Raw genomic sequence first — 22170 nt, forward strand, 5'->3', positions numbered from 1 at the left:
CCAGACCCTAGCCAGCGTCTTTCATGAGCGTGCGCGCAATGTAGCCGGACATGCCCGCCGAGCCGACAACGCAGTTCCGTCCGTTTGCCTTGGCCTTGTACAGTGCGCCGTCCGCCGCGCCGATGACATCCTCCACGGAGTCCTGAGCCGAAGGCTGCAACACCGCCACACCAATGCTGACCGTGACCGGCGCGACATCCTCGCAGCCGGGATGTGGAATGGCGAGATCGAGCACCGCGCGCCGGAGCGTCTCGGCAAAGGCGAGGGCCGGTTCGGGCGCAAGGCCATAAGTGATCGCGGTGAACTCTTCGCCGCCGAAGCGCGCGATATAATGTCCCTGCCGGTCAACCTCGCTCTGCAACGCCAAGGCCACCCGCTCCAGGCAGCGGTCGCCGGCATCATGCCCTGCGGTATCATTGAACAGCTTGAAGCGGTCGATATCGATCATGAGGATACCGAACCAGGCATTGTCCACGCTTGCCGCCGCCCATTTGCCGTTCAGCGTCTCCGAAAGGCTCCGCCGGTTGCGCATGCCGGTCAGCGGGTCCGTCTCGGCAAGCTCCGCCAACGCCTGGGTCAAGGCAACAAGCTGGGCGGATTTGAGTTCGTCCCTCAGTTCGATGAGAAACGCATTTCGCGCAGAGCGCTCTGCCTGACAGCGCATAACGAGCGGCAGGAACGACGCGAGAGTAATGAATCCGCAGAGGGTAAGGGATTCGATGTTCGGGCCGCGCAGTAGAAAGGCCAGACCGAACATGGAGAGGATCGACAGCGTCGTGGTCGCCAGCGCCTGCCGCACCGAGGTAGGGATTGCGAGATTTTTAAAGATCAGCAGCAGAGCCGCGGCCATCAAATAGCGATCGCTATGCGGTTGCCCCACCTGAAGCCCGAGATAGGTCACGGTCGCGACAAAGAGCACCATGGGCAGGATGATGGCGGCGTTCTGTAACCGCTTCGGGCCCCGGATCACGATCACCATGGCCAGCAGATAGGCCGGAGTCGTGATGCCCAACCGCAATGCCAGCCCCAGCTGCAGCTGACCGACGATATAATCCAGAGGCAGGCACGCCAGATTGGCAATCAGCGCCCCGACGTGCCAGCTGGCAATGGTTGTGCGCCTTTTCAGGTCAGTGCGGTCGAGATAGGCGGTTTCGAGGGACGGCTCCAGAGCGATCTGGCCAACAGGCCGCGACAATGCGCGTTCGATTGCGTCGATCCGCTCGCTGGAAACCTGACCTTCGTCCATTGCTGACTCACAACAGCTTCTCAGCCGCACGGGCTATGGTGCGGATGTTAAGATGCCATTAGCATTTCAGCGTCGGTCGCGCGACTCATCGCCAGTCCGGGGACCATTGAGCCTCGCTCAGCTCGCCCAGCTCCCGCCCAGCGCCCGGAACACATCGATCTGCGCGCGCGCGACCTCGGCATCCTGTGCGGCGAGCGCGGCTTCTGCCTCTGCAAAGGTGCGCTCGGTGTCGAGCAGCTGGAGGGAGTCGATGGCCCCCTCGCGCTGCTGGGCACGGGTGATGCGCGCGGCGGCGCCGGCGGAATCGCGGGCGGCCTGCAGGCGTTGGCGGCGCTCCAGCGCGTGACCGTAGGTCGAGAGCGCCGTCTCGGTTTCCTCCAGCGCGTTGAGCACTGCGCCGTCGAAGGCGGCGAGCGCGGCATCGCTGTCCGCCCGTGCGCCGGCGATGCGCGCGCGGGCGGCCTCCTGATTGGGGAAGGACCAGCTGATAAGGCCACCCAGCAGCCAGCGCAGCGGGCCACCGCCGAACATCGCGCCGATATCATTGCCAGTCGACCCGCCCGAACCGCCCAGGCTGATACGCGGATAAAGGTCCGCCGTGGCGACGCCGATGCGCGCGGTATCGGCAGCGAGACGACGCTCGGCCGCGCGCACATCCGGGCGGCGGGCGAGCAAGGTAGCCCCTTCCCCGACCGGTATGGCCTGACGGATTTCCAGCCCGATGCTGCGCTGACCGGCAATCTCGGGCAAGGCGTCCGGCGTACGGCCGGTGAGCGTGGCGAGGCGGAAGAGCGCGGCCTGACGCTGCGCCTCGATGAGCGGAATGTCGGCGGCGCGCTGGTCGCGCAAGGCGGCGATCCGCGAGACATCGAGCGTGGTCGCGAGGCCCGCCTCGCGCCGCTTGCCGGTCAGGTCCAGCAACCGGTCGAGCAGGCCCACGATCTCGCGATTGACGGCCAGTTGCGCCGCGCCCGAGGCGGCATCGGCATAAGCCCGCGTGGTATCGGCGACGACGGCGACGCGCACGGCGTCGGCATCGGCGGCGGCCGCATCGGCATCGCCGCGCGCAGCTTCGACGCCCCGGCTCACACGCCCGAACAGATCGACCTCATAGGAGACCGACAGTCCGGCATCGAGCGCCCAATCCTCACGCGGCGCTCCCGGCGCGCGCTGGCTTGCGGGCAGGCGGCCATAATCCCCACTGGCCGAGAGATCGGTGCGCGGCAGGCGATCCGCCCGGGCACCGCGCAGCCCGGCGCGGGCCTTCTCCAGCCGGGCGAGCGCGATGCGCACATCCGTATTGGCGGCAAGCGCGTCGGTGACCAGCCCGTCCAGCACGGGGTCATTGTAGAGCCGCCACCAGTCCGGCTGGACCGGGGCCGGCGCAAAGGCCGGGGACGCGGCGGAAAGAAAGGGGCCGGAGGACGCCGAGGGGGGCGTGGGGGCGACGTAGTCCGGCCCCACCGCGCACGCTGAAAGCGCCAGCGCGGAAACAAGAGGTGCGAAGATGCGATGAGCAGTCATGATAGGGTCCTCCTCACTCACTCGGCGGGGGCCGGCACGGCATCGCCACCGGACCGCCCGCGCAGGCGTGCGATCCGGTCGCCGAGCGCGCGGCTCACGACGTAGAAAGTGGGCGTGAAGATGAGGCCGAAGATGGTGACGCCGGCCATGCCGAAGAACACCGCTGTGCCCAGAGCCTGCCGCAGTTCCGCGCCTGCTCCGGTGGCCAGCACCAGCGGCACCGCACCCAGGATGAACGCAAAGCTGGTCATCAGGATCGGCCGCAGGCGCTGCCCGGCGGCGTGGACGGCGGCATCCAGCGTGCTCATGCCGTTCTGCTCGCCCTGGCGGGCGAACTCGACGATGAGGATCGCATTCTTGGCAGCCAGCGCCACGAGCACGATCATGCCGATCTGCGTCAGGACGTTATTGTCCATGCCGCGCAGGTTGACGCCCACCAGAGCCGCCAGCACCGACATCGGCACGATCAGGATGATCGCGAGCGGCATGACAAGGCTCTCATATTGCGCCGCCAGCACCAGAAAGACGAGCAGCACGGCCAGACCGAAGACGAGACCTGCGGTGTTGCCGGCCGTCTTCTGTTGATAGGCGATGCCGGTCCACTCATGGCTGAAGCCACGCGGCAGATTGGCATTGGCGAGTTGCTCCATGGCATCCAGCGCCTGACCCGACGATGCGCCGGGCGCGGTATCGCCATCGATGGCGACAGCGGGCGCCAGATTGTAGCGCTGCACGCGATAGGGCCCGGTGGTGTCCCGGAAGGTGGCGATCGAGCCGATCGGCACCATCTGGTTATAGTCCGAGCGCGTCTGCAGGCTGGCGATGTCCGCCGTGGTGCGCCGGAAGGCTTCGTCCGCCTGCGCGGTCACCCGATAGGTGCGGCCAAGCAGATTGAAGTCATTGACGAAGGCCGAGCCCAGATAGATCTGCAGCGTCTCGAACACCCGTTCCGGCGGTACGCCGAGCATCTGCGCCTTCTCGCGGTCGATATCCGCGAAGATGCGCGGCGTCGCGGTGTCGAAGAAGGTGTAGACGAACGAGAGTCCGGGCGTCTGGTTGGCCGGGCCGATGACGCTGTAGGCCGCCTGCTCGAGCGCCTTGTAGCCGGCGCCCTCGCGATCCTGCACCATCAGGCGGAAGCCGCCCGCCGAGCCAATGCCGCGGATGAGCGGCGGCTTGACGATCATCAGACGTGCCTCGCTGATGTCGGCGGTCGCCTTGCGGGCTTCCTCCATCAGCTTGTCGATGGTCTGGCCCTTGGCGGCCCGCTCGTCGAAATCATCGAGCACCCAATAGGCCGCCGACGAGCTGGCGTTGCGCGTCTCCGAGGCGCCGTCGAAGCCCGAGAGCATGACGGCGTTGGTGATGCCCGGAATGGGCAGCATCCGCTCAGCGACCTTCTTCATCGCCGCATCGGTGCGCGCGGTGGAAGAGCCCGGCGGCAGCTGGATGATCGTGAAGAAATAGCCCTGGTCCTGCGCCGGGATGAAGCCCGACGGCGTGTAGACCAGCGCAGCGACGGTCACCGCGATCAGCCCGACATAAGCCGCCATGATCTTCTTGGGTTGGCGGACCAGCCGCGCGGTCAGGGTCGCATAGCGGGCACTGAACCGGTCGAACCCGCGATTGAACGCATCGCCTGCCCGCTCGGTGAGCTGGCGCCAGCGCGGCGCGCCCTCCGGCAGGGCATGGCGGTGCCGCAGCAGCAGCGCCGCGAAGGCGGGCGACAAAGTGAGCGAGAGGACCAGCGAGATGATCGTCGCGGCCGAGATGGTGATTGCGAACTGCTGGTAGAAGGCGCCGGACATGCCGCCGATGAACAAGGTCGGCACGAACACGGCGCACAGCACCAGCACGATGGCAATCAGCGCCCCGCCCACCTCATCCATGGAGGTGCGCGCCGCCTGGAGCGGGGTCATCCCGTTCTCCAGATTGCGCTCGACATTCTCGACCACCACGATGGCGTCATCGACGACGATGCCGATGGCGAGCACGAGGCCGAACAGCGACAGGTTGTTGATCGAATAGCCCATGCCCGCCAGCACCGCGAAGGTGCCGATGAGCGAGACCGGGATCGCCAGTACCGGGATCAGCGCCGCCCGCCATTTCTGCAGGAAGACGATGATGACGAGCACGACGAGGATCACCGCCTCGACCAGCGTCTTCACGACTTCGTCGATGGACTTCTGGATGAACTCGGTGGGGTTGTAGACGATGCGATATTCAAGGCCCTGCGGAAAGTCCTTCGCCAGGACGTTCATCTCAGCCTTGATAGCCTCGGCGGCGGCCAGCGCGTTCGATCCCGGCATCTGGAAGACGGGGATGATGACGCTGTCCTTGTCGCCGAGATAGGCCGAGGTGCCGTAATCCTCGGCGCCCAGCTCAACGCGGGCGACATCGGAGACGCGGACCTGCCGGCCCTGATCGTCGGTGCGGATGACGACATTTGCGAACTGCTGCGGATCGGTGAAGCGACCCTGCGTCTCGACATTGAGCTGGAAGGCCGATCCGCCCGAGGGGGGCTGGCCGAGCGTGCCGGCAGCGACCTGCACATTCTGCTGGCGCAGCGCGGAGACGATGTCGCCGGCCGTCAGACCCAGCGCCGCCGCACGGCGCGGATCGATCCACACGCGCATGGAGAGATCGCGCGAGCCGAACAGCTGCACGTCGCCCACGCCCTCGATGCGGGCCAGCCGGTCCTTGATGCGGGTCTGCGCGTAATTGGAGATATACTCGCGATTGAGCGAACCGTCGGGCGAAATGAGGTTCACCACCAGCAGGAAGTCCGGCGAGGTCTTCTTGGTGACGATGCCGAGGCGCTGCACCTCCTGCGGCAGGCGCGGCTCGGCAATGGCGACGCGGTTCTGCACCAGAACCTGCGCCTCATCGAGGTCCGTGCCCTGCTTGAAGGTGACGGTGACGACCACGCGCCCGTCCCCCGTCGATTGCGACGAGAGATAGAGCATGTTCTCGACGCCGTTGATCTCCTGCTCGATCGGGCTGGCAACGGTCTCCGCCACGGTCTCGGCAGAGGCGCCGGGATACATGGCGGAGACGGTCACCGTCGGCGGCACCACCTCGGGATATTGCGAGACGGGCAGGAAGAAATAGCTGATCGCGCCGATGATCGTGATGATGACGGCGATGACGGCCGCGAAGATCGGCCGGTCGATGAAGAAACGGGACAGACGCATGAGGAGCTCTCCTCGGGGGCAGCGCTCAGAGCATGTTCGGGTCAGGCGGCTGCACCTGACGGCTCGGACATGCGGAAAGCAAAAGGGACCGGATCAGGATCGGCTTCAGGCGAAGCCGGTCATGATCTAGCGCGTAAACGTGGCCTGGCCGGACATCAGCGCGGTCGCGGCGGCAGGCGTCGCGGGCTGCGTCTCGGGCACAATGCGGCCTTTGCGGACCTGCACCTTGCCGCCGGGCATGGCGAGCTGGGTGCCAACGATCACCACCTGATCCGCCGGATCGAGCCCGGCCCGCACGACGCGCAGACCATCGACGACCGGCCCAAGCTCGATCGGCTTGGCGGCGACGGTGCCATCCTTGCCGACGACGAGCAGCGTCTTGCGGGCCTGATCGGTCTGCACGGCCGTATCCGGCACCAGCAGCGCGCGGGTGGCAGAGCCTGTGGAGAGACGCATGTTGCCGAACATACCGGGCGTCAGGAACAGATCGGGATTTGGCAGCACGGCGCGGGCGCGAATGGTGCCCGAGCGCGGATCCAGGCCGTTATCGGTAAAGTCGAGCTTGCCCTTCCAGCGATAGGCATTTTCGTCCTGCAGCTTGATCTCGACCGGCGTGGCGTCGGCATCGGCATCACGCTTGGTCTTGAGGAACAGCGCTTCGGACCCCTCGAAGGTGAAGTAGATCGGATCGAGCGCGTTGATGGTGGTGAGCAACGTGCCGGATGCGCCCTCTCCCGAGGATGCGAGGTTGCCGGGGTCGATCCGCCGATCCGAGATGCGGCCGCCAATAGGCGCGCGCACGGTGGTGAACTCAAGATCCAGCGCGCGACTGCGGGCGCGGGCCTGCGCACCGGCCAGGGCAGCCGATGCCGCCGAGACACGGGCGCGAAGACGGTCGACTTCGCTCTTGGAAACGGCTTCTACCGCCACCAGCCGTTCGGCGCGCTCAAGATCGCTGCGGGCCAGCGCGAGATCGCTCTGGGCCGTGGCGACACCAGCGCGCGCCTCGGCCAGCGCAGCCTGGAAGGGGCGCGGATCGATGGTGAAGAGCGGCTGGCCAGCGCGGACCATCTGCCCGTCCGTGAAATGCACGGCCGTGATCTGGCCGGAAATGCGCGGACGCACCTCGACCGCACGGCTCGGCTCGAACCGGCCGACATAATCGTCCCACAGCATGATCTCGCGTGCGAGCGGCGCAGAGACGGTGACAGTGGGTGCCGCCATCGCGGCCTGGGCCGGGGGCGACGGGCGCATCAGCGCATAACCGCCGGCAATGGCGAGCACCGGCAGCGCCACCCAGGCGGCACGGGTCAGCGAGCGGCGCCGCGTCGTGCCGGCCTCGACGGGCGTGGCTTCCGCCGGGCTGAGTTTCTTGAGCATGTTCATGCGCGGTTCCTCCGCTTGATCGACAGACGCAGGGCGCCGATGTGGCGGAGCAGCGTCTCATATTGATGGGTCGTGTAGCCGGCCTCGTAAAAGCGACCGAGCTCGGACGGGGCGATGTTGTAGCCATGGTGCCAGCTCAGCACCGCGATGCGCCGCAGCGCTTCGAGGCGAGCGCTCGCCAGCGGCATGGCCCGGCGGAAGCCGAAGACGAGGCGCAGCAGGCGGCCCAGGCGGCTCTCCTCGCGGAGGGAAGACAGCCCGTCCTCCCGCGCAAGTCGGACAATCGTCCACTCGACTGGAAGGAGGTGGCCATTCTGCACCTGAAGGCTAGCAGCCTCCGATGCAGTGACACCCGGGACCATCGCCCGTGCCCCGCCATCTCGCAGATCCAGATATGCCATCACCATGTCTCCTCCTGCTTCCCCGGCAGGCACGACGGGGCAGCCCCGGACAGCCAGTGCTGCCGGGCGCGCGCATCGCGGATGCCAGGGATCGATCCGGGAAAGACGGTGCGCGACCGGCGCGTCCGTCCCGAAACCAGAACCTATGAAATTGCTGTCAAATCAAGTCGGGCAAGCAGAACGCGCCCGACCAAGCCGCACGCACTCCCACGCCTTCTGTACCGACTGGTATATTAATGAGACGTTCAGCCGTCAACCCGGTTTTTTGTACCGACCGATATTTTATTTTGCAGCGCGCAAAATCGGTCTTGGGTCTCCGGGCGCTTCAGCGGCTGGGCCACATCCCCATGGTGGTCTCGGCAACGCGCTCCAGCTCCTCGCGCGTGGTGCCGGAGCCGGCCAAAACCGCCATGCCCTGCAAAACGGCGATGAGATATTTCGTGATCGCTTCCGCATCGGCGGGCCCGACAAACTCGCCCTCATCGATGGCGCGCTGCATCCGGGCCACCAATGCTCGCTTCACGGTCTCGCCGCGCTTGAGCACTTCCTCACGGATCGATTGCGCTTCCGCGCCACAGGCGGTGACGCTGATCACGCTGAGGCAGCCGGTGGGCTGGCCATTGCCGGCAATCGTGGAGAGTGCGCCATCGAGCAGATGCTGCGCCACGCCGCGCGCGGTGGGCATATCCAGCGCCGGACCGATATAGGCCAGCTTTTCCCGCTCGTAGAGATCGAGCGCCTGGCGGAACAGGGCCTCCTTGTTGCCGAACGCGGCATAGAGACTCGGGCGGGTGATCCCCATCGCGTCCGTCAATTCGCTGAGCGACGCGCCCTCATAACCCTTTGTCCAGAACACACGCAACGCGGCCGCAAGCGCCTGCTCGCAGCAAAATTCGCGGGGCCGACCCCTGATGGCGGTCTGTTCCATATCGGGCGGTATAGAATTCCTCGCCGGGCTTGTCGAGTCCGGTGCGACGAAGGGAGCCAAGATGGTCCCGCTCGAGCGGCACGTTCTCCCAGGCATGATAAAAGTTAAGTTCAGACTCTTTTCCATGAACCTTTTCCAGAGCTTGACATTTCAAGCGCAGGATCACTCCGATCCCGATAATGGCAAAGCGGTGGTAACGCCGTGACGCAAAGCTTCCGGCCTTGGGTTCAAGGTAGCGGGGTTGCCGAAGGAGCCGAGGTCGGAGCTGTGTGTGCGTGTCTACGCCTCGCTCTGGCTATGATCGCTCCACACCGCTCCGCGCTACGTGGGCCTGCCATCGGATAGCTCCCGTCTCCAGCCCGGCTGCAAGCCTGACAGGAGATGACGCAATGGCTCAGGTTCTTTCCACGACGACATTACGATCCAACAGAACGTCACGACTATGCCGGGCCATGCCCGCCATAGCTGCCTGCTCTGCGCTGGCCATGCTGCTCAGCGCCTGCGAGACCAGTGGTTATTCCCGCTACGCCAATGTCGGCTCGCCGGCGCCCGGGTCGGGTGGCGGCAGCAACAATGGCGGGGGCGGAACTGACACGGGCGGCGGGAACACGGGCGGTGGAAACACTGGCGGCGGGAATACCGGCGGCGGCGGATCGGCCGATGGTGGCGGCAGCACCGGTGGCGGTCTGGCTGGGGGCGTCGTCACGCAGGTCTCCCCGGTTCTGGCGACGGCCGGCAATGCCGTGCTCGGCGTCGCGGATGGCCAGCAAGGCGTGACCACTCCCATCGCCGCTGCCTTGCCTGTCACACAGCCCGTGACCGGCACGATCACGCGGGTGCTGCAGGATACAGGCACGGTGCTGGTCGATGCCGGCGAAGGCCGCACGCTGCTGCTGCAGGGCGCGCAAGGCGTGGTCGGCGATGTCGTGTCCATTGACGTTGGCGGGCGCACCGTGACCAACGGTCTTGATGGCACAGCGGGCGCGATCGGCGTCGGCGTGCTTGGCGACACCCAGCCGACGGGCACGCTCGCATCCGCCGGCGTGCTGAACGCAGGCAATACCGCGCTGGCCACCGTGAACGGCATCGCCGATGTACGGGTGACCAACATTACGGCACCCACCGGCGGCATTTCCGACAACCTGCTGAACGTCGCGCTCGGCGGCAATCAGCTGCTGGGGAGCGGCGATCCGGCGCTGGTCAACGCCAATGTCCTCCCGAACGGCGCGTCCCTGCCCGGCGGGGGCACGGGGGCCGTGGGCGGCGTGCTCGGCGCCGTGAGTTCGACCGTCGGGTCTGTCGGCGGCGCCGTGGGCGTGGGCGGTGACGTGTCAGGCGGCGGCGTGCTTGGCGGTGGAACAGCCACGGGCGGCGACGTCAATGGCGGCGTGCTCGGCACGGTCGGTGCCACGGTCGGCTCGGTCGGCGGTGCGCTAGGCGTTGGCGGCAGCGTCGAAGCCGGTGCAGGCGCAGGGGCCGGCACGACGACCAATGGCGGCTTGCTGGCGCCGGTAACCGGCACGCTGAACACGGTCGGCACTTCTTTGGGACTGGGCCGCTAAACAGCCACCCCGCCTCAAGTCGCCAACCTCGGCGCAACGTTCCTTCCGGTGCGCGGCGGGCGGTCTCAAGACCCGCCGCGCATTCACCGCTCCCATTCCGAAAGGTCCATATGGTCGCGCTCCTGCCTGCAGCCATTGCGCTGATCGCCATCGCCCAACCCACGGGCAGCGGCCTGACACCGCCCCTCATCGATCAAAGCCAGCCCGGACCCGCCCCGGTACTGCCCGCACAGGAGCGGCCGGCCGCAGATGATCCGACAGGCCAGGTCGCCGTTGAGGCGCAGGCCACCGCAGCGCCGATCCGCAGCGTGACCTTTTCCGGCGTCGACGCGCCGGCGCCGGTCGCCGAGGCCGCCTGGGCCTTCATCGGCCAGCCGGCCACGCGCGAGACTCTGGGCGCCCTCGCCAAGAGGATTTCCGATGCCTATGCCAAGACCGGCATCGCGCTCTATACGGTCGCCATTCCGCAGCAGGATCTGGCCGAGGGCCATGTCCGCGTGCTGCTGGCCGAAGGGTTTATCGAGGATATCGCTTATCCCAAGGGCGCCTCACCCCTCATCCAGGCCTATGCAGCCCCGCTGGCGCGCGAGCACCCGCTCAGCCGCCGCACGCTGGAACGCAGCCTCTCGCTGATGCGCGACGTTCCCGGCGCGAAGATCGACGCCAATATGTTGCGCGGCGCGCAGGCCGGCGGCATTCGCCTCGCGATTACGCCGGAGCGGGAGTATAGCGATTTCTCCTTCGGCTTCGATAACCGCACCCAGAGCGGGCTGGGCAGCGGCCAGTGGCGCGCATCGGCCAAATTCTACAGCCTGCTGCGCGATGGCGACCGCAGCGACCTGACCCTGCTCAGCGCCGCCGATTTGAAGCGCTATCGCTATGCCGGGTTCAGCCACCAGACGCCGCTCGGCACGGACGGCCTCACTCTCGGCCTCTCGGCCTCCTGGCTGGATACGCGACTGCAGGCGCCCGCGATCGTCGGCGAGGCACAGACGCTCGGGCTCAGCCTCTCCTACCCGGTCATTCGCGGATATAAACGCAACCTCACCGTCAGCGCCGGCATCGACGGGCTGAACAGCGATGCGGCCTATCTCGGATCGGTCATTTCCTCCGACCGCATCCGGGCAGTGCGCGCGGCCGCCGGCTACTCGATCTTGGCGGACAAGAGCGCCTTGAGCCTTGCCCTCACCGGCACCCGAGGCCTCGATATGCTGGGCGCGCGCGGCGTGCCGGGCTTTACCGATATCGACTTCACCAAGATTGCCGGGCGCGCCAATTATGATCGGATGATCGGCAAGCGCCTTGTCGGACGGCTGCGGCTGAGCGGCCAGTATAGCGGCGACCGGCTCGGCGGCAACGAGCGCTTCTCGGTCGGTGGACCGGAGATTGGGCGGGCATTCGAGACGGCGCTGCTCAGCGGCGACAAGGGCATGGCCGGCCTTTTCGAACTGGCCCTGCGTCCCAAACTGCCCACGCGCCTGCAGGGGTCGGAAGTCTACGGCTTTGTCGATGGTGCCCGCGTGCGTCTCAACGCCCGCACCGGCCTGCCGGCAGCCAGCTATTCCATGGCCTCGGCCGGCGGTGGCCTGCGCCTCAACTATACCACCCGCGCCTCGCTCTCGCTGGAAGCCGCGCGCGTCATCGAGGCGCCCTTTCCCAATGCCGGGGACGGCTGGCGTTTCAACATCGGCTGGTTCCTGAAATTGCGGCGATAAGCGAAACGCGCAGCACCTGCTTTTTTTTGCCTTGGCATTCGCAGGCGGGTTCCGGCACAAGCGTGCAGACAAAATCAATCTGACGAGCGGCATGAACGCTCGCGGGGGAGGATGATGTGCACGTTCCGGCGCTCGACCTGGCTTTCCACGTTCGTCTCGATTTCGGTGAAGGGCCGCGCACGCGGTTCCAGCCGGCCCTGCAAAGCTTTACGCGCGGCTTTGTCGCGCTCGCCGGCGGGGTGGTGAGCGGCCCGCGCCTTTCCGGCCATGTCGTGCCCTATTCCGGCGGGGACTGGCCCCGGCTGTGGTCCAGCGGCCTTGTCGAATTCGAGGCGCATTACATGCTGGAAGCCGATGATGGCGCCATGATCTACATCCACAATCGCGGCATCGCCTACGCCAATCCGGAGATGACGGCGCGGATCGAGGCGGGCGAACAGGTCGAGCCGCAGGACCATTATTGCCGCATCACGCCGCGCTTCGAGGCGCCGGAAGGGCGGCACGCCTGGCTCAACCGCACTGTCTTCGTCGGCATTGCCGAACGGCGGGGCAATTCGACCTTCTTCGATTATTATGCGGTGACCTGAAGCATGACCACCCGCCTTTCCGCCGACGATCAGTTCGGCATCCGCGATGCCATCGCGCATTATGCCTGGGCGCTCGATACCGGCAATGTCGAGGCTTTCGTGGGCTGCTTCACCCGTGACGGGCTGCTGATCTGGGATGCGTTCGAGACGCCGTTGCGCTGGCAGGGCGCGGACGCCATCCGCCATTTCGCGACCTTCATTCGCGATCAGCCCGCTTCGGCGGGGCGGCAGCATCACGTCACCAACATCATCGTCACGCCCTGCGAGGGCGGCGCGCGGGCGATCTCCTATGGCGCCGTCGCCCTGCGCCAGGGCGATGGCCCGCACGCCCTGCACGTGATGGGCTATTATGAGGACATCTTCCGGCAGGAGGATGGCGTGTGGCGCATGGCGCACCGCACGATCCGCGACTGGTCCGGCCCGATCCTCGCGGCCTTCGCGGGGCAGACGGGCGCGCGGGAAGGTCGACCGCTGCCGCCCCCGCTCAAGGGGCTGCTGTACGACAGGCAGGATTGAAACAGCTTTTTCAGGCAGGCGGACCGAACGAGATGGATGAATTCGACTATATCGTGGTGGGCGCTGGATCGGCCGGGTGCGTGGTTGCATCGCGGCTAAGCGAAGACCCCGGCACGTCGGTCCTGCTGCTGGAAGCAGGCGGCAGCGACAAGCGGCTGGACATCGCCATGCCGCTCGCCTTCCTCAAGACCATCGCCGACCCCAAATTGAGCTGGGGCGACATGGGCGAGCCAGAGCCGCATCTCAATGGCCGGCGGATCTGGATTCCGCGCGGCAAGGTGCTCGGCGGCTCATCCTCGATCAATGGCATGTTCTACATGCGCGGCCACCCCAATGATTTCGACACCTGGGCGCAGATGGGCGCGCGCGGCTGGAGCTATGACGATGTGCTGCCCTATTTCCGGCGCATGGAGGATAGCTGGCGGGGCGAAAGCGCCTATCATGGCGTGGGCGGCCCGCTGCATGTCGCGCCGATCCAGACCGGGCATCTGCTCCACGAGCCGCTGCGGCAGGCGACGCTGGCGGCCGGCTATCCGGCGACCGACGACATCAATGCCGCGGATGCGGAAGGCCCCGCACTGGGCGAGGTCACCATCGACAAGCGCGGGCGACGGGCGAGCGCTGCGGCAGCCTATATCCGCCCTGCCCTTGGCCGCCAGAACCTGGATGTGCGGCTGAAGGCGCTCGCCCACCGCATCCTGTTCGACGGCAATCGCGCGGTCGGCATCGAATATTCGGTGGACGGCCAGACCCGCCAGGTGCGCGCGCGCCGCGAGGTCATTCTGAGCGGCGGCGTCTATAACAGCCCGCAGCTGCTTCTGCTCTCCGGCGTGGGGCCAGCCGCACAGCTTGCCGAGATGGGCATTGCGGTGAAGGCCGATGTGCCCGGCGTCGGCCGCAACATCTCCGAGCATCCCTGCTGCATGATGGAATTCGCGGCGACCAAGCCGGTCACCTTCGTCAAAGAACTGCGGCTCGACCGGGCCGCGCGCCATTTTGTCCAGTGGCTGATGCTCGGCACCGGCAAGTTCGCGACGCAGCTCAACAGCTGCAATGTCATCCTGCGCACCGACCCTGCGCTGGCGCAGCCGGACATTCAGCTGATGTGCAATCCGGTGACCTTCGGCGCGCGGCTTTGGATGCCGCCCTTCCGCCCCGCACCGGCGCACAAGCTGGCCTGCGGCGTGGTGGTGCTCAACCAGCGCAGCCGCGGCTGGATGACGCTGCGCTCCACCGACCCGAACGACCGCCCCGCCATCACCCTCAACCTGATGGACGACCGCTGGGACATGCAGACCATGATCCGCGGCATCCGCGAGGCCCGCCGCATCTACCGCACCGCCCCGCAAGCCGCGCTGACCGGCACGGAGCTGCTGCCGGGCGAGCAGGTGCAGAGCGACGACGAGATGGAAGACTGGGTGCGCCAGGTGGTCGAGATCGGCCAGCACGCCGTCGGCTCCTGCACCATGGGCACCGGGCCGGACGCCGTGGTCGACCCCGCGCTGCGCGTGAAGGGCGTCACCGGCCTGCGCGTCATCGACGCGTCGGTCATGCCGACCGTGCCCGGCGCCAACACCAATGCGACCGTGATCATGATCGGCGAGAAAGGCGCCGATCTGGTGAAGGCAGGCTAGAGCCGTCCCCGTCCCCGGCTTGCCTCAGCGCGCCCGCTTGGTGCGCGGCTCCTTCCATTGCACGCCGTAGAGGTCGAAGCGGCGGTCGCGCAGGTTTTGCACCGCGCCGCTCTGCCGGCTGGTCAGCAGATCGTCGAGGGAGAGGTCGGCAATGGCGATCGTCTCGGTATTGGGCGCGGTGTCGGCGGCCACGCCATCGCGCGCGAAGGGGAAGTCCGAGGGCGTCAGGATCGCGCTTTCGGCATAGTGAATGTCCATATTCTCGACATTCGGCAGATTGCCGACAACGCCGGACGTCACGACATAGCACTGGTTCTCCACCGCCCGCGCCTGACAGCAATAGCGCACGCGCAGATAGCCCCGCCGCTCATCGGTGCAGAAAGGCACGAACAGCAGCAGCGCGCCCTGATTGACGAGATGCCGCGCCAGCTCCGGGAATTCGGAATCATAGCAGATCATCACGCCGATCGGCCCGCAATCGGTGGGGATGGCATCGGCGCCGAAGCCGCCCTTGATGTTCCACCAGCGCCGCTCGGATGGCGTGGGGTGCAGCTTCTCCTGCGTGTACATCGCCCCATCACGCAGGAAGACATAGCTGATGTTGCGGATATCCCCATTCTCCACCCGCGTGGGGTGGGAGCCGCCGATGATGTTGATATTGTAGCTGACCGCCAGCTTCTCCATGAACGCGCAATAGCGCTCGGTATATTCCGCGATCTTGCCGATGGCCTCGCTGGGTGCGAGCTTCGCGCGCGAGATGGAGAGCAGTTCCAGCGTGTAGAGCTCGGGAAACACCACGAAGTCGGCGCGGTAATCCGCCGCGACGTCGACGAAATACTCCACCTGCTCCTCGAACTGCTCGATCCGTGTAATGCCGCGCATCTGGAACTGCACCGTGGCAACCCGCACCGATGACGGCAGCTTGAGGGTGCCATGGTGCGCGCGCCCCGTCCCCTCCTCGGGTGCCAGCGGGTTGGGCCAAAACATCAGCACCGCATTGCCCGCGCTGTCCCGGTCGCCGGGCAGATAATCGGGCAGGATGCCCTTGGCCTGAAAGCCCTGCCCCAGCTGGAAGTTGATCACCGGATCGCGCAGCTTGCGCTCGATCGCGGCATCGAGATAGGCCTGCGGATCGGGATAATCCCGCCGGCGGCGCGCATAGCCCGGCAGGCGACCGCCAAAGGCGATGCCCTTCAGCTCGAAATATTGGCACAGTTCCTGCCGCTTGCGATAGAAGCGCTGGCCGATGCGCAGACGCCGGAAATCGGGATCGACGCAGACTTCCATGCCGTACAAAACGTCCCCTTCCGGGTCATGGCGCGTGCCGAAGCCATCGCCGGTGATTTCGCCCCAGCTGTGCGGCGCGAACGCGATCTCCTGCGAGACGATGAGCGTGGCGCAGTGGCCGACGATCGTGCCCTCATAATCGGCGACGAATTGCCCTTCGGGGAAGTTATTGATCTGGCCGCGAATTTGCGCAGCGGTCATGGCCTCGGCCTTGCCATAGACCTTGGTGGAGAGCCGGGCGATCGCGCGCGCATCCTTGGCGAGCGCGGGACGGACGATGAGCTTTGCCTGTGTATGAGCCATGCAGGCGATATAGCGCGATCGCGCCCAGCGTCCATGTTCGTGCAGTCCGGCTGTCCCCACATTGTCTTGCACCCCGGCAATCGGACGACTAGCCACCCCCTGGACGCAAGGGCAGTCTGGGCGGTTTTCGGGAACCACTCGGTCCTGAAGCGTTTGTTATGCTGGCTTCAAAGTCGCGGACGGCTGGAGCGGGCAACCACAGGGAATGCGACCTTGGCGATTGAATCGGGCGATCACAACGACTTCGCGGCTGAAAACGGGGATACCGCCGCTTCGGATGACAATCAGGGCACTGAAGCAGCCGAAGGCCGGGTGACCGTGCGCGGCAAGGATCACTGGCGTGAGCGCACCATCACCGCGCCGGGCCTGAGCGAACGGGGCAACGTATTTTTCGCCGCGATCGAAATGACGCGGATGCCGATGATCCTCACCGATCCCAATCTGCCGGACAATCCCATCGTCTTTGCCAACAAGGCATTTCTGGACCTCACGCTTTACGAAGAGAGCGAAATCATCGGCCGCAACTGCCGGTTTCTGCAAGGTGCCGAGACGGACCGCGAGCGGATCGCCGAACTGCGCGATGCCGTGGCGCGGCATGAGTCCATCGCGCTCGAAATCCTCAACTACCGGCGCGACGGCACGCCGTTCTGGAATGCGGTGTTCATCGGCCCGGTCTATGACGTCTCCGGCAAGCTGCTCTACTTTTTTGCCAGCCAGCTGGACGTCACTAAGCGGCGCGAAACCGAGCAGGTGCTGCGCCAGGCGCAGAAGATGGAAGCGATCGGGCAGCTGACCGCTGGCCTTGCCCATGACTTCAACAATCTGCTGCAGGTGATCGGCGGCAGCCTGGAGCTGGCCTCGAACCGGATCGAGGATGAGCGGGCCGGGCGGCATATCGAGAATGCCCAGCACGCCGCCGCGCGCGGGGCAAAGCTGACCGGCCAGCTGCTCGCTTTCGCCCGCAAGACGCGCCTCACGCCCCGATCAGTGGACGTGAGCGATTGCGTGCAGAGCTTCGTGCATGTGCTGGAGAGCGCGCTCGGCAGCGATATCGAGCTGCACCTCAGCCTGCGGCGGGGCCTGCCGCGCATCCATGTCGATCCCGACCAGTTCGAGATGGCAGTGCTCAACATCGTGATGAACGCCAAGGACGCGATGCGCGACGCCGGTGGGCTGGTGACCATCACGACCGGCAAGCTGCATCTCAATGGCGATGCCGCCGCCCGCCAGCTTCCGCCCGGCGACTATATCAGCCTTGAGGTGACGGATGAGGGCGAAGGCATGCCCGCCCACGTCGCCCAGCGCGCGACGGAGCCCTTCTTCACCACCAAACCCACCGGCCAGGGCACGGGCCTCGGCCTCGCCATGGCCAGCGGCTTCCTGCAGCAATCGCGGGGCCGGCTGGAGATTGAGAGCGAACAGGGCGTCGGCAGTACGATTCGCCTGCTCTTCCCGGTTTCCGTGCAGAATGACGAGGATGACCGCGCCGGCAACCCCGCCCCCATCACCGCGGCCGCGCCCGCCGATGGCCCCTCCGGCAAGGCCCATATTCTGGTGGTGGAAGACAGCCCTGAAGTCATGGCCCTGTCCCGCGAGATTCTCGAAAGCGCCGGCTACCGCGTCTCGACCGCCATCTCGGGCGATGAGGGTCTCAAGGCGCTGAAGACCCTGATGGAGGCCGACCCCGTCGATCTTCTCTTCACCGATCTCGTCATGCCCGGCAGCCTGAATGGTATTTTGCTAGCGGAGGAAGCCGTGAAGCTGGTGCCGGGCATCGCGATCCTCATGACCACCGGCTATAATGAGCAGCTCGTCTCCGATGGCCCGCAGACCATCTCGCAAGATGTGATCGGCAAGCCCTATCGCCCGGCCGAGCTGCTCAACAGGGTCGAGCAGGCGCTCAAGAACCGGGCCACCGCCGGCGATGCCCGCCGGCACCGCTCCGATTACGGCCACGCGGAAGCCTGATCGCGCAGGCCGGCTGACCAGGGCGCGGGCGTGAGACGATCTATTCTCACGCGCGGCCCATGAACGCCACCGAGCATCTGGCGTTTCCTAAAAAGGTGAGATATAGGCGCGCCAGCCATCCCCGCAGCGCGCTGCATCAAGGGGTTCGCGCCGTGCGGGCGTGGTGGAATTGGTAGACGCAGCGGACTCAAAATCCGCCATCCGCAAGGATTTGTCGGTTCGAGTCCGACCGCCCGCACCAGACAGTCCGTAATTCTCAGAAATTTGTGACCCGCGCTTTGGCCTTGGCAAAAATGGCGCAGAACTGCGCCGTTTTGGCGCTGGCACTTCGCGAACTGAGGTCTGCAGACCAAGCACGCGGCCACCGTCGGCCATTTATGCCCCTTTATCTCAGTTGTCACTTTCCAGACCTCATGACCGGTCGGCGCTGCGCGGCATCAAACAAAAACGGCCGGAGGATATCCGGCCTGCTCATTTCTTAGATGGATGACGGAAGTTAGCTGCAGCCGAGCAAAGCCCGCTGCTCACTCCAGCTCATCGGCAGATCGGCGCTGAGCAGTCTTTTGGTCGTAAGCGATACTGGCTGACTGCCCTCGATGCATTGGGCAACGATGTCCGGCGCAAGTATCGCGATCCGCATCAGCTGTGCAGAACGCTTGCGGCACTTGCCCTGCGCATCGGCAAGCGATGCCAGACTGTGCTCCGGGGCGCCGAGCAGCGCTTGATGCAGCGCTCGGGCTTCCGCGATCAACGCGACCAGTGGCTTGTTGATCGTATCCGCTGACCGATCCTGCGAGTCGCCAATGATCATACGGACATCCTTGCCTTGCCGGATGCGGATTGCCCGGCTGGTCAGTCGCACCGGGTGATCGTGCACCAGCTGATCGACACGCAGGAGGGCCAGCAGCTTGTCACGGTGGAGTGTGAGAGTGATGCTCTCCTCCGCCATGTCGATCCGAGAGAGAAGCATCGTCAGCATCGCTGGACGCCTGGATGCCTTGTCCAGATCGGCTGCAGCCTGGGCTGCTCTGGTCAGTGCGCTTATGGCATGTTGGGCGCCAACGAGGTCGACGATCGCCCGGCGATCCATGAGCCAGCCCTTCAGGCGCTCGATGACGATCCGTTCGATCTCCGGCGCGCTGACCCGCCATGGTTTTTCGCTGCCACCGATGAGCGCGTTGGGATGGGTTACATAATAACGATAGCGCTTGCCCGCCTTGGCCGTGTGGCTGGGCGACATCTTTCGGCCTTCCCCATCGTGGATCAGGCCGGTGAGCAAGCTGCGCCTGGGAGACCGCTTGGCCGGGGGGTTGTTGCGTCCTTCTTCCAGCTGACGCTGTACCGCATCCCAAAGTGCCTCATTGATGATCGCGTCGTGCTGGCCGTCATAGACCGCCCCCTTGTGCACGACCTTGCCGCGATAGATAGCGTTGCCCAACAGGTGTGAGAGCGCGCCGCGGCTGAACGCAATGCCGCCCCGACCTTGAAGCTGCCTGGTGCGATAGCCATCGCGCAACAGTTCTTCGACCAGGGCCTGCAGGGAGCCCAGCGCGATATAGCGGTTCATGATGTGGCGGACCTGGCTCGCTTCGGCCTGGTTGATCACCAGCGCCCTGCCCTTCACATCATAGCCAAGCGGGGGGTTACCGCCCATCCACATGCCCTTCTTCTTCGACGCGGCGATCTTGTCGCGGATTCGCTCGCCGGTGACCTCGCGCTCGAACTGGGCAAAGGAGAGCAGCACATTGAGTGTGAGCCGCCCCATGCTGCTGGTGGTGTTGAACGCCTGCGTGACCGAGACGAAGCTGGCGCCCCGGGCATCGAGGATCTCGACGATGCGGGCAAAGTCCGAGAGGGCTCTGGTCAAGCGGTCAACCTTGTAGACCACGATCACGTCGATCTTCCCGGCTTCCACATCTGCCAGCAGCCCGACATCATCATTCCAAATGATCCGGAGCTGCCCCTCACAGCCTAGCGTGTCACCTCGATCTTACTGTTGGCCGAGGCGGTGGGCTCCCCTGTTTCAGCAAATAAATGGCTGGTCTTAGGAAGCGCGGTCTGGTGTCTTAACGGCCGGTATAAGGGCGAAACTTGCTTGGCCTATGAGATTCACACTAACAGCAGGTTTTGCCGCGAGCGGTCATTCATCCTGGCTGATGGGAACGACCGACACTGGTCGCCAGGTGCCCTGCTGAATTCATCCCCTCAATAGGTCGAGCATTCTCCAGATGGCCATTCCGGCCATTGGAGAATGATCATGGAGATGCCTGAAACAGAACCCAACACCAAGCATCGGACCTAGAATGCAGGAAGGATAGTCGGCGTGAAAGCGTGCCCTGAAGCCGAAACAAATTTGGGAGATTCACTTCTACCTCGATCAGCGACGCCGCTTATGAGATCGAACGTTGTTCGGTCTAGCGATCGAACAGCAAACTCCGGGGCCGCGACCAGGTGCGAATGAAGATTTGGCGACCTAGTCAGCAGCGGGCAGATCCGAACGCGGGCCATTGTAATGCAGCAGAAAACAGGCAAGGCGCGCTGGAACGACTACGTTCCGCGGCGTCACCTGCCCCTCGACAACACGAACGGGATGCGCAGCACCGTGCGCAGATCGGTGGCGTCTTCGGTCGCCCCCACCTCGACCGACCAGTTCAGCGTCGTGCGGTCCGTCGCGCGGTAGCTTACGCCGAACAGCAGGCGGCCGATCTGGAGATCGCGCGCCGTCTGCACCTGCGGGTCGCCCCAGTCCATCGTGGGCATCAGCAGGCGCTGCGTGGTGCGCGTGCCGAAGGACCAGCTGTGCGCATAACCCAGGTTGAACGAGGTGCGTTGGTTCAATGATACGCCGATCCCCATGCTGACGGATATCGCGTCTCCCGGCTTCACATAGGTGATACGCACCGGCGGGATGACCGTATCGACCCCGTGACCGAAATTGCGGGTGTAGCCAATGGAGCCGAACAGGACGGCGGGGTCACTGGGCAGAATTGCGGTCAGGCTCGGCGTCACACCCCAGAAGCCGGACCCCGTGGCCGCACGGGTCGCGCGGCCCAGCGTATCCCGAGAGATGTCGAACGGGTCGGTGCCGGTGGGCACCACAACCTGCAAATTGCCGATCAGGAACGGCCAGCCGCCCCGCGCAGAGCTCAGCTGATAGCGCGCCGACAGCTCAAGGTCGCCAATCCCCCGGCCGCTGGTACTGCTATCGATGGTCGCCGCATCGGGATCGCCCGTCGTGCCCTGAATCGGGGCCAGCACCGACTTGTCATTGCGATAGACGAACGGAAGACGGGCGCCGATCTCGACATTGCCGAGGAGCCCATAACGCAGGCCGGCGGATGCCGTGAGCACGTCCTGCCGGCTCTCGTTGATGTCGAACACGCCAACGAGCACGGACTCCACCACTTCGATGCCGCGGAAAAGCGCACGGTTGCGGTCGGCCCGCGCATAATCGAGCTGAAGCTCGGCGGTGAGCTGACCGCGCCGGGTCACGACGCTGCCTTGCTCTCCCAGCACCGCGACCTCGGGGGGGCGATCGATATCCGGTGGCGCTTCCCCCACGGGGCCAGCCGGGGCCTGGGGCGCACCATTGGGCGCGCGCGGCGGCGGGACAGCGTTGCTGGCGGACTGAACAGTTTGCGGCGGATTTGCTGCCGATGGCGCCGCCGTTGCGCCACTTGGTCGCGCATCCATGGCAAGGCGCTGCTCCAGCGCGCGAATGCGCGCCTCCTGCGCTTCCAACTGCTGTTGCTGCCGGGCGATGAGGCTGAGCGCCTGCTTCAGTTCGGGGCTAGCATTGCTCGACTGTGGCAGCGCGGTGCCCGTTGGCTGGGCCCATGCCGGTGATGCAGCCAGTGCGCCGCCAAGCATTGCCACTCCCCCCAGGAGCCGACCTATTCTGGTCATTTGTGTCCTTCCT

At 65.7% G+C, this 22170-nt stretch carries 15 protein-coding genes, 1 tRNA gene, 1 pseudogene and 1 riboswitch; of the genes and pseudogenes, 8 read left to right on the forward strand and 9 right to left on the reverse strand.

Annotated elements, in window-relative coordinates; genetic code table 11:
• Positions 1-7: 7 nt before the first annotated feature.
• The 6 genes from M2333_RS11185 to M2333_RS11210 form a co-directional block, all read right to left on the reverse strand.
• The gene (locus tag M2333_RS11185; protein WP_264611797.1) at positions 8-1246 is read right to left on the reverse strand and encodes a GGDEF domain-containing protein; all 1239 of its coding nucleotides are present in this window, start codon (positions 1244-1246) and stop codon (positions 8-10) included.
• Positions 1247-1363: 117 nt separating this feature from the next.
• The gene (locus M2333_RS11190; RefSeq protein ID WP_264611798.1) at positions 1364-2770 is read right to left on the reverse strand and encodes an efflux transporter outer membrane subunit; all 1407 of its coding nucleotides are present in this window, start codon (positions 2768-2770) and stop codon (positions 1364-1366) included.
• A gap of 17 nt (positions 2771-2787) precedes the next feature.
• Entirely contained in the window at positions 2788-5964 is a 3177-nt protein-coding gene (locus tag M2333_RS11195) for an efflux RND transporter permease subunit (RefSeq protein WP_264578095.1), read from the reverse strand.
• Positions 5965-6090: 126 nt separating this feature from the next.
• Positions 6091-7350, reverse strand: a complete 1260-nt coding sequence (locus M2333_RS11200) for an efflux RND transporter periplasmic adaptor subunit (protein WP_413716490.1) — start codon at positions 7348-7350, stop codon at positions 6091-6093.
• Positions 7347-7751, reverse strand: a complete 405-nt coding sequence (locus tag M2333_RS11205; protein WP_264611799.1) for a hypothetical protein — start codon at positions 7749-7751, stop codon at positions 7347-7349. The genes M2333_RS11200 and M2333_RS11205 overlap by 4 nt, the downstream gene beginning before the upstream one ends.
• A 325-nt stretch (positions 7752-8076) precedes the next feature.
• The gene (locus M2333_RS11210; protein ID WP_264574370.1) at positions 8077-8679 is read right to left on the reverse strand and encodes a TetR/AcrR family transcriptional regulator; all 603 of its coding nucleotides are present in this window, start codon (positions 8677-8679) and stop codon (positions 8077-8079) included.
• A gap of 171 nt (positions 8680-8850) precedes the next feature.
• A riboswitch (cyclic di-GMP riboswitch) is annotated at positions 8851-8928 on the forward strand.
• A gap of 203 nt (positions 8929-9131) precedes the next feature.
• Between M2333_RS11210 and M2333_RS11215 the strand changes: the two genes are divergently transcribed.
• The 5 genes from M2333_RS11215 to M2333_RS11235 all read left to right on the forward strand — a co-directional run bounded on the left by M2333_RS11215 (position 9132) and on the right by M2333_RS11235 (position 14693).
• Positions 9132-10241, forward strand: a complete 1110-nt coding sequence (locus tag M2333_RS11215; RefSeq protein WP_264611800.1) for a hypothetical protein — start codon at positions 9132-9134, stop codon at positions 10239-10241.
• A gap of 110 nt (positions 10242-10351) precedes the next feature.
• The gene (locus M2333_RS11220) at positions 10352-11956 is read left to right on the forward strand and encodes a ShlB/FhaC/HecB family hemolysin secretion/activation protein (protein ID WP_264611801.1); all 1605 of its coding nucleotides are present in this window, start codon (positions 10352-10354) and stop codon (positions 11954-11956) included.
• A gap of 116 nt (positions 11957-12072) precedes the next feature.
• Positions 12073-12543: a DUF3237 family protein gene (locus M2333_RS11225; protein ID WP_264611802.1), complete on the forward strand. Its 471-nt coding sequence runs from the start codon at positions 12073-12075 to the stop codon at positions 12541-12543.
• A 3-nt stretch (positions 12544-12546) separates the two neighbouring features.
• On the forward strand, positions 12547-13059 hold the full coding sequence (locus M2333_RS11230; RefSeq protein WP_264611803.1) for a nuclear transport factor 2 family protein: 513 nt from the start codon (positions 12547-12549) through the stop codon (positions 13057-13059).
• Between the two features lie 32 nt (positions 13060-13091).
• Positions 13092-14693, forward strand: a complete 1602-nt coding sequence (locus M2333_RS11235; protein WP_264611804.1) for a GMC family oxidoreductase — start codon at positions 13092-13094, stop codon at positions 14691-14693.
• A 24-nt stretch (positions 14694-14717) separates the two neighbouring features.
• On the opposite strand, the gene M2333_RS11240 is transcribed toward M2333_RS11235, so the two are convergent.
• Complete coding sequence (locus M2333_RS11240) at positions 14718-16283, reverse strand: carbon-nitrogen hydrolase family protein (RefSeq protein ID WP_264574361.1); 1566 nt, start codon at positions 16281-16283, stop codon at positions 14718-14720.
• A 213-nt stretch (positions 16284-16496) separates the two neighbouring features.
• Between M2333_RS11240 and M2333_RS11245 the strand changes: the two genes are divergently transcribed.
• Together M2333_RS11245 and M2333_RS11250 are read left to right on the forward strand one after the other, a co-directional pair.
• Entirely contained in the window at positions 16497-18251 is a 1755-nt protein-coding gene (locus M2333_RS11245) for a PAS domain-containing protein (protein WP_264611805.1), read from the forward strand.
• A gap of 154 nt (positions 18252-18405) precedes the next feature.
• Positions 18406-18492 (forward strand) — tRNA-Leu (locus M2333_RS11250).
• 255 nt (positions 18493-18747) lie between these two features.
• Here the strand turns inward: M2333_RS11250 and M2333_RS11255 are convergent.
• Positions 18748-20166: a recombinase family protein gene (locus M2333_RS11255; protein WP_264611806.1), complete on the reverse strand. Its 1419-nt coding sequence runs from the start codon at positions 20164-20166 to the stop codon at positions 18748-18750.
• 399 nt (positions 20167-20565) lie between these two features.
• On the opposite strand from M2333_RS11255, the pseudogene M2333_RS16935 reads away from it, so the two are divergent.
• Positions 20566-20784: pseudogene (locus tag M2333_RS16935) on the forward strand (integrase); the annotation flags it as partial.
• Positions 20785-20813: 29 nt separating this feature from the next.
• Here M2333_RS16935 and M2333_RS11260 read toward each other — a convergent pair.
• Positions 20814-22157, reverse strand: coding sequence for a transporter (locus M2333_RS11260; RefSeq protein ID WP_264611807.1), 1344 nt, complete (start codon positions 22155-22157; stop codon positions 20814-20816).
• Between the last annotated feature and the right edge of the window lie 13 nt (positions 22158-22170).

Source organism: Sphingobium sp. B11D3B (assembly GCF_025961735.1).
Classification (GTDB): domain Bacteria; phylum Pseudomonadota; class Alphaproteobacteria; order Sphingomonadales; family Sphingomonadaceae; genus Sphingobium.

Bases quoted from the DNA above. Each gene is read 5' to 3' on its own strand.
- M2333_RS11220 (WP_264611801.1), top strand. From the start codon at position 10,352: ATGGTCGCGCTCCTGCCTGCAGCCATTGCGCTGATCGCCATCGCCCAA.
- M2333_RS11190 (WP_264611798.1), bottom strand. From the start codon at position 2,770: ATGACTGCTCATCGCATCTTCGCACCTCTTGTTTCCGCGCTGGCGCTT.
- M2333_RS11235 (WP_264611804.1), top strand. From the start codon at position 13,092: ATGGATGAATTCGACTATATCGTGGTGGGCGCTGGATCGGCCGGGTGC.
- M2333_RS11195 (WP_264578095.1), bottom strand. From the start codon at position 5,964: ATGCGTCTGTCCCGTTTCTTCATCGACCGGCCGATCTTCGCGGCCGTC.
- M2333_RS11210 (WP_264574370.1), bottom strand. From the start codon at position 8,679: ATGGAACAGACCGCCATCAGGGGTCGGCCCCGCGAATTTTGCTGCGAG.
- M2333_RS11230 (WP_264611803.1), top strand. From the start codon at position 12,547: ATGACCACCCGCCTTTCCGCCGACGATCAGTTCGGCATCCGCGATGCC.
- M2333_RS11215 (WP_264611800.1), top strand. From the start codon at position 9,132: ATGCCCGCCATAGCTGCCTGCTCTGCGCTGGCCATGCTGCTCAGCGCC.
- M2333_RS11240 (WP_264574361.1), bottom strand. From the start codon at position 16,283: ATGGCTCATACACAGGCAAAGCTCATCGTCCGTCCCGCGCTCGCCAAG.
- M2333_RS11200 (WP_413716490.1), bottom strand. From the start codon at position 7,350: ATGAACATGCTCAAGAAACTCAGCCCGGCGGAAGCCACGCCCGTCGAG.
- M2333_RS11185 (WP_264611797.1), bottom strand. From the start codon at position 1,246: ATGGACGAAGGTCAGGTTTCCAGCGAGCGGATCGACGCAATCGAACGC.
- M2333_RS11260 (WP_264611807.1), bottom strand. From the start codon at position 22,157: ATGACCAGAATAGGTCGGCTCCTGGGGGGAGTGGCAATGCTTGGCGGC.
- M2333_RS11205 (WP_264611799.1), bottom strand. From the start codon at position 7,751: ATGGCATATCTGGATCTGCGAGATGGCGGGGCACGGGCGATGGTCCCG.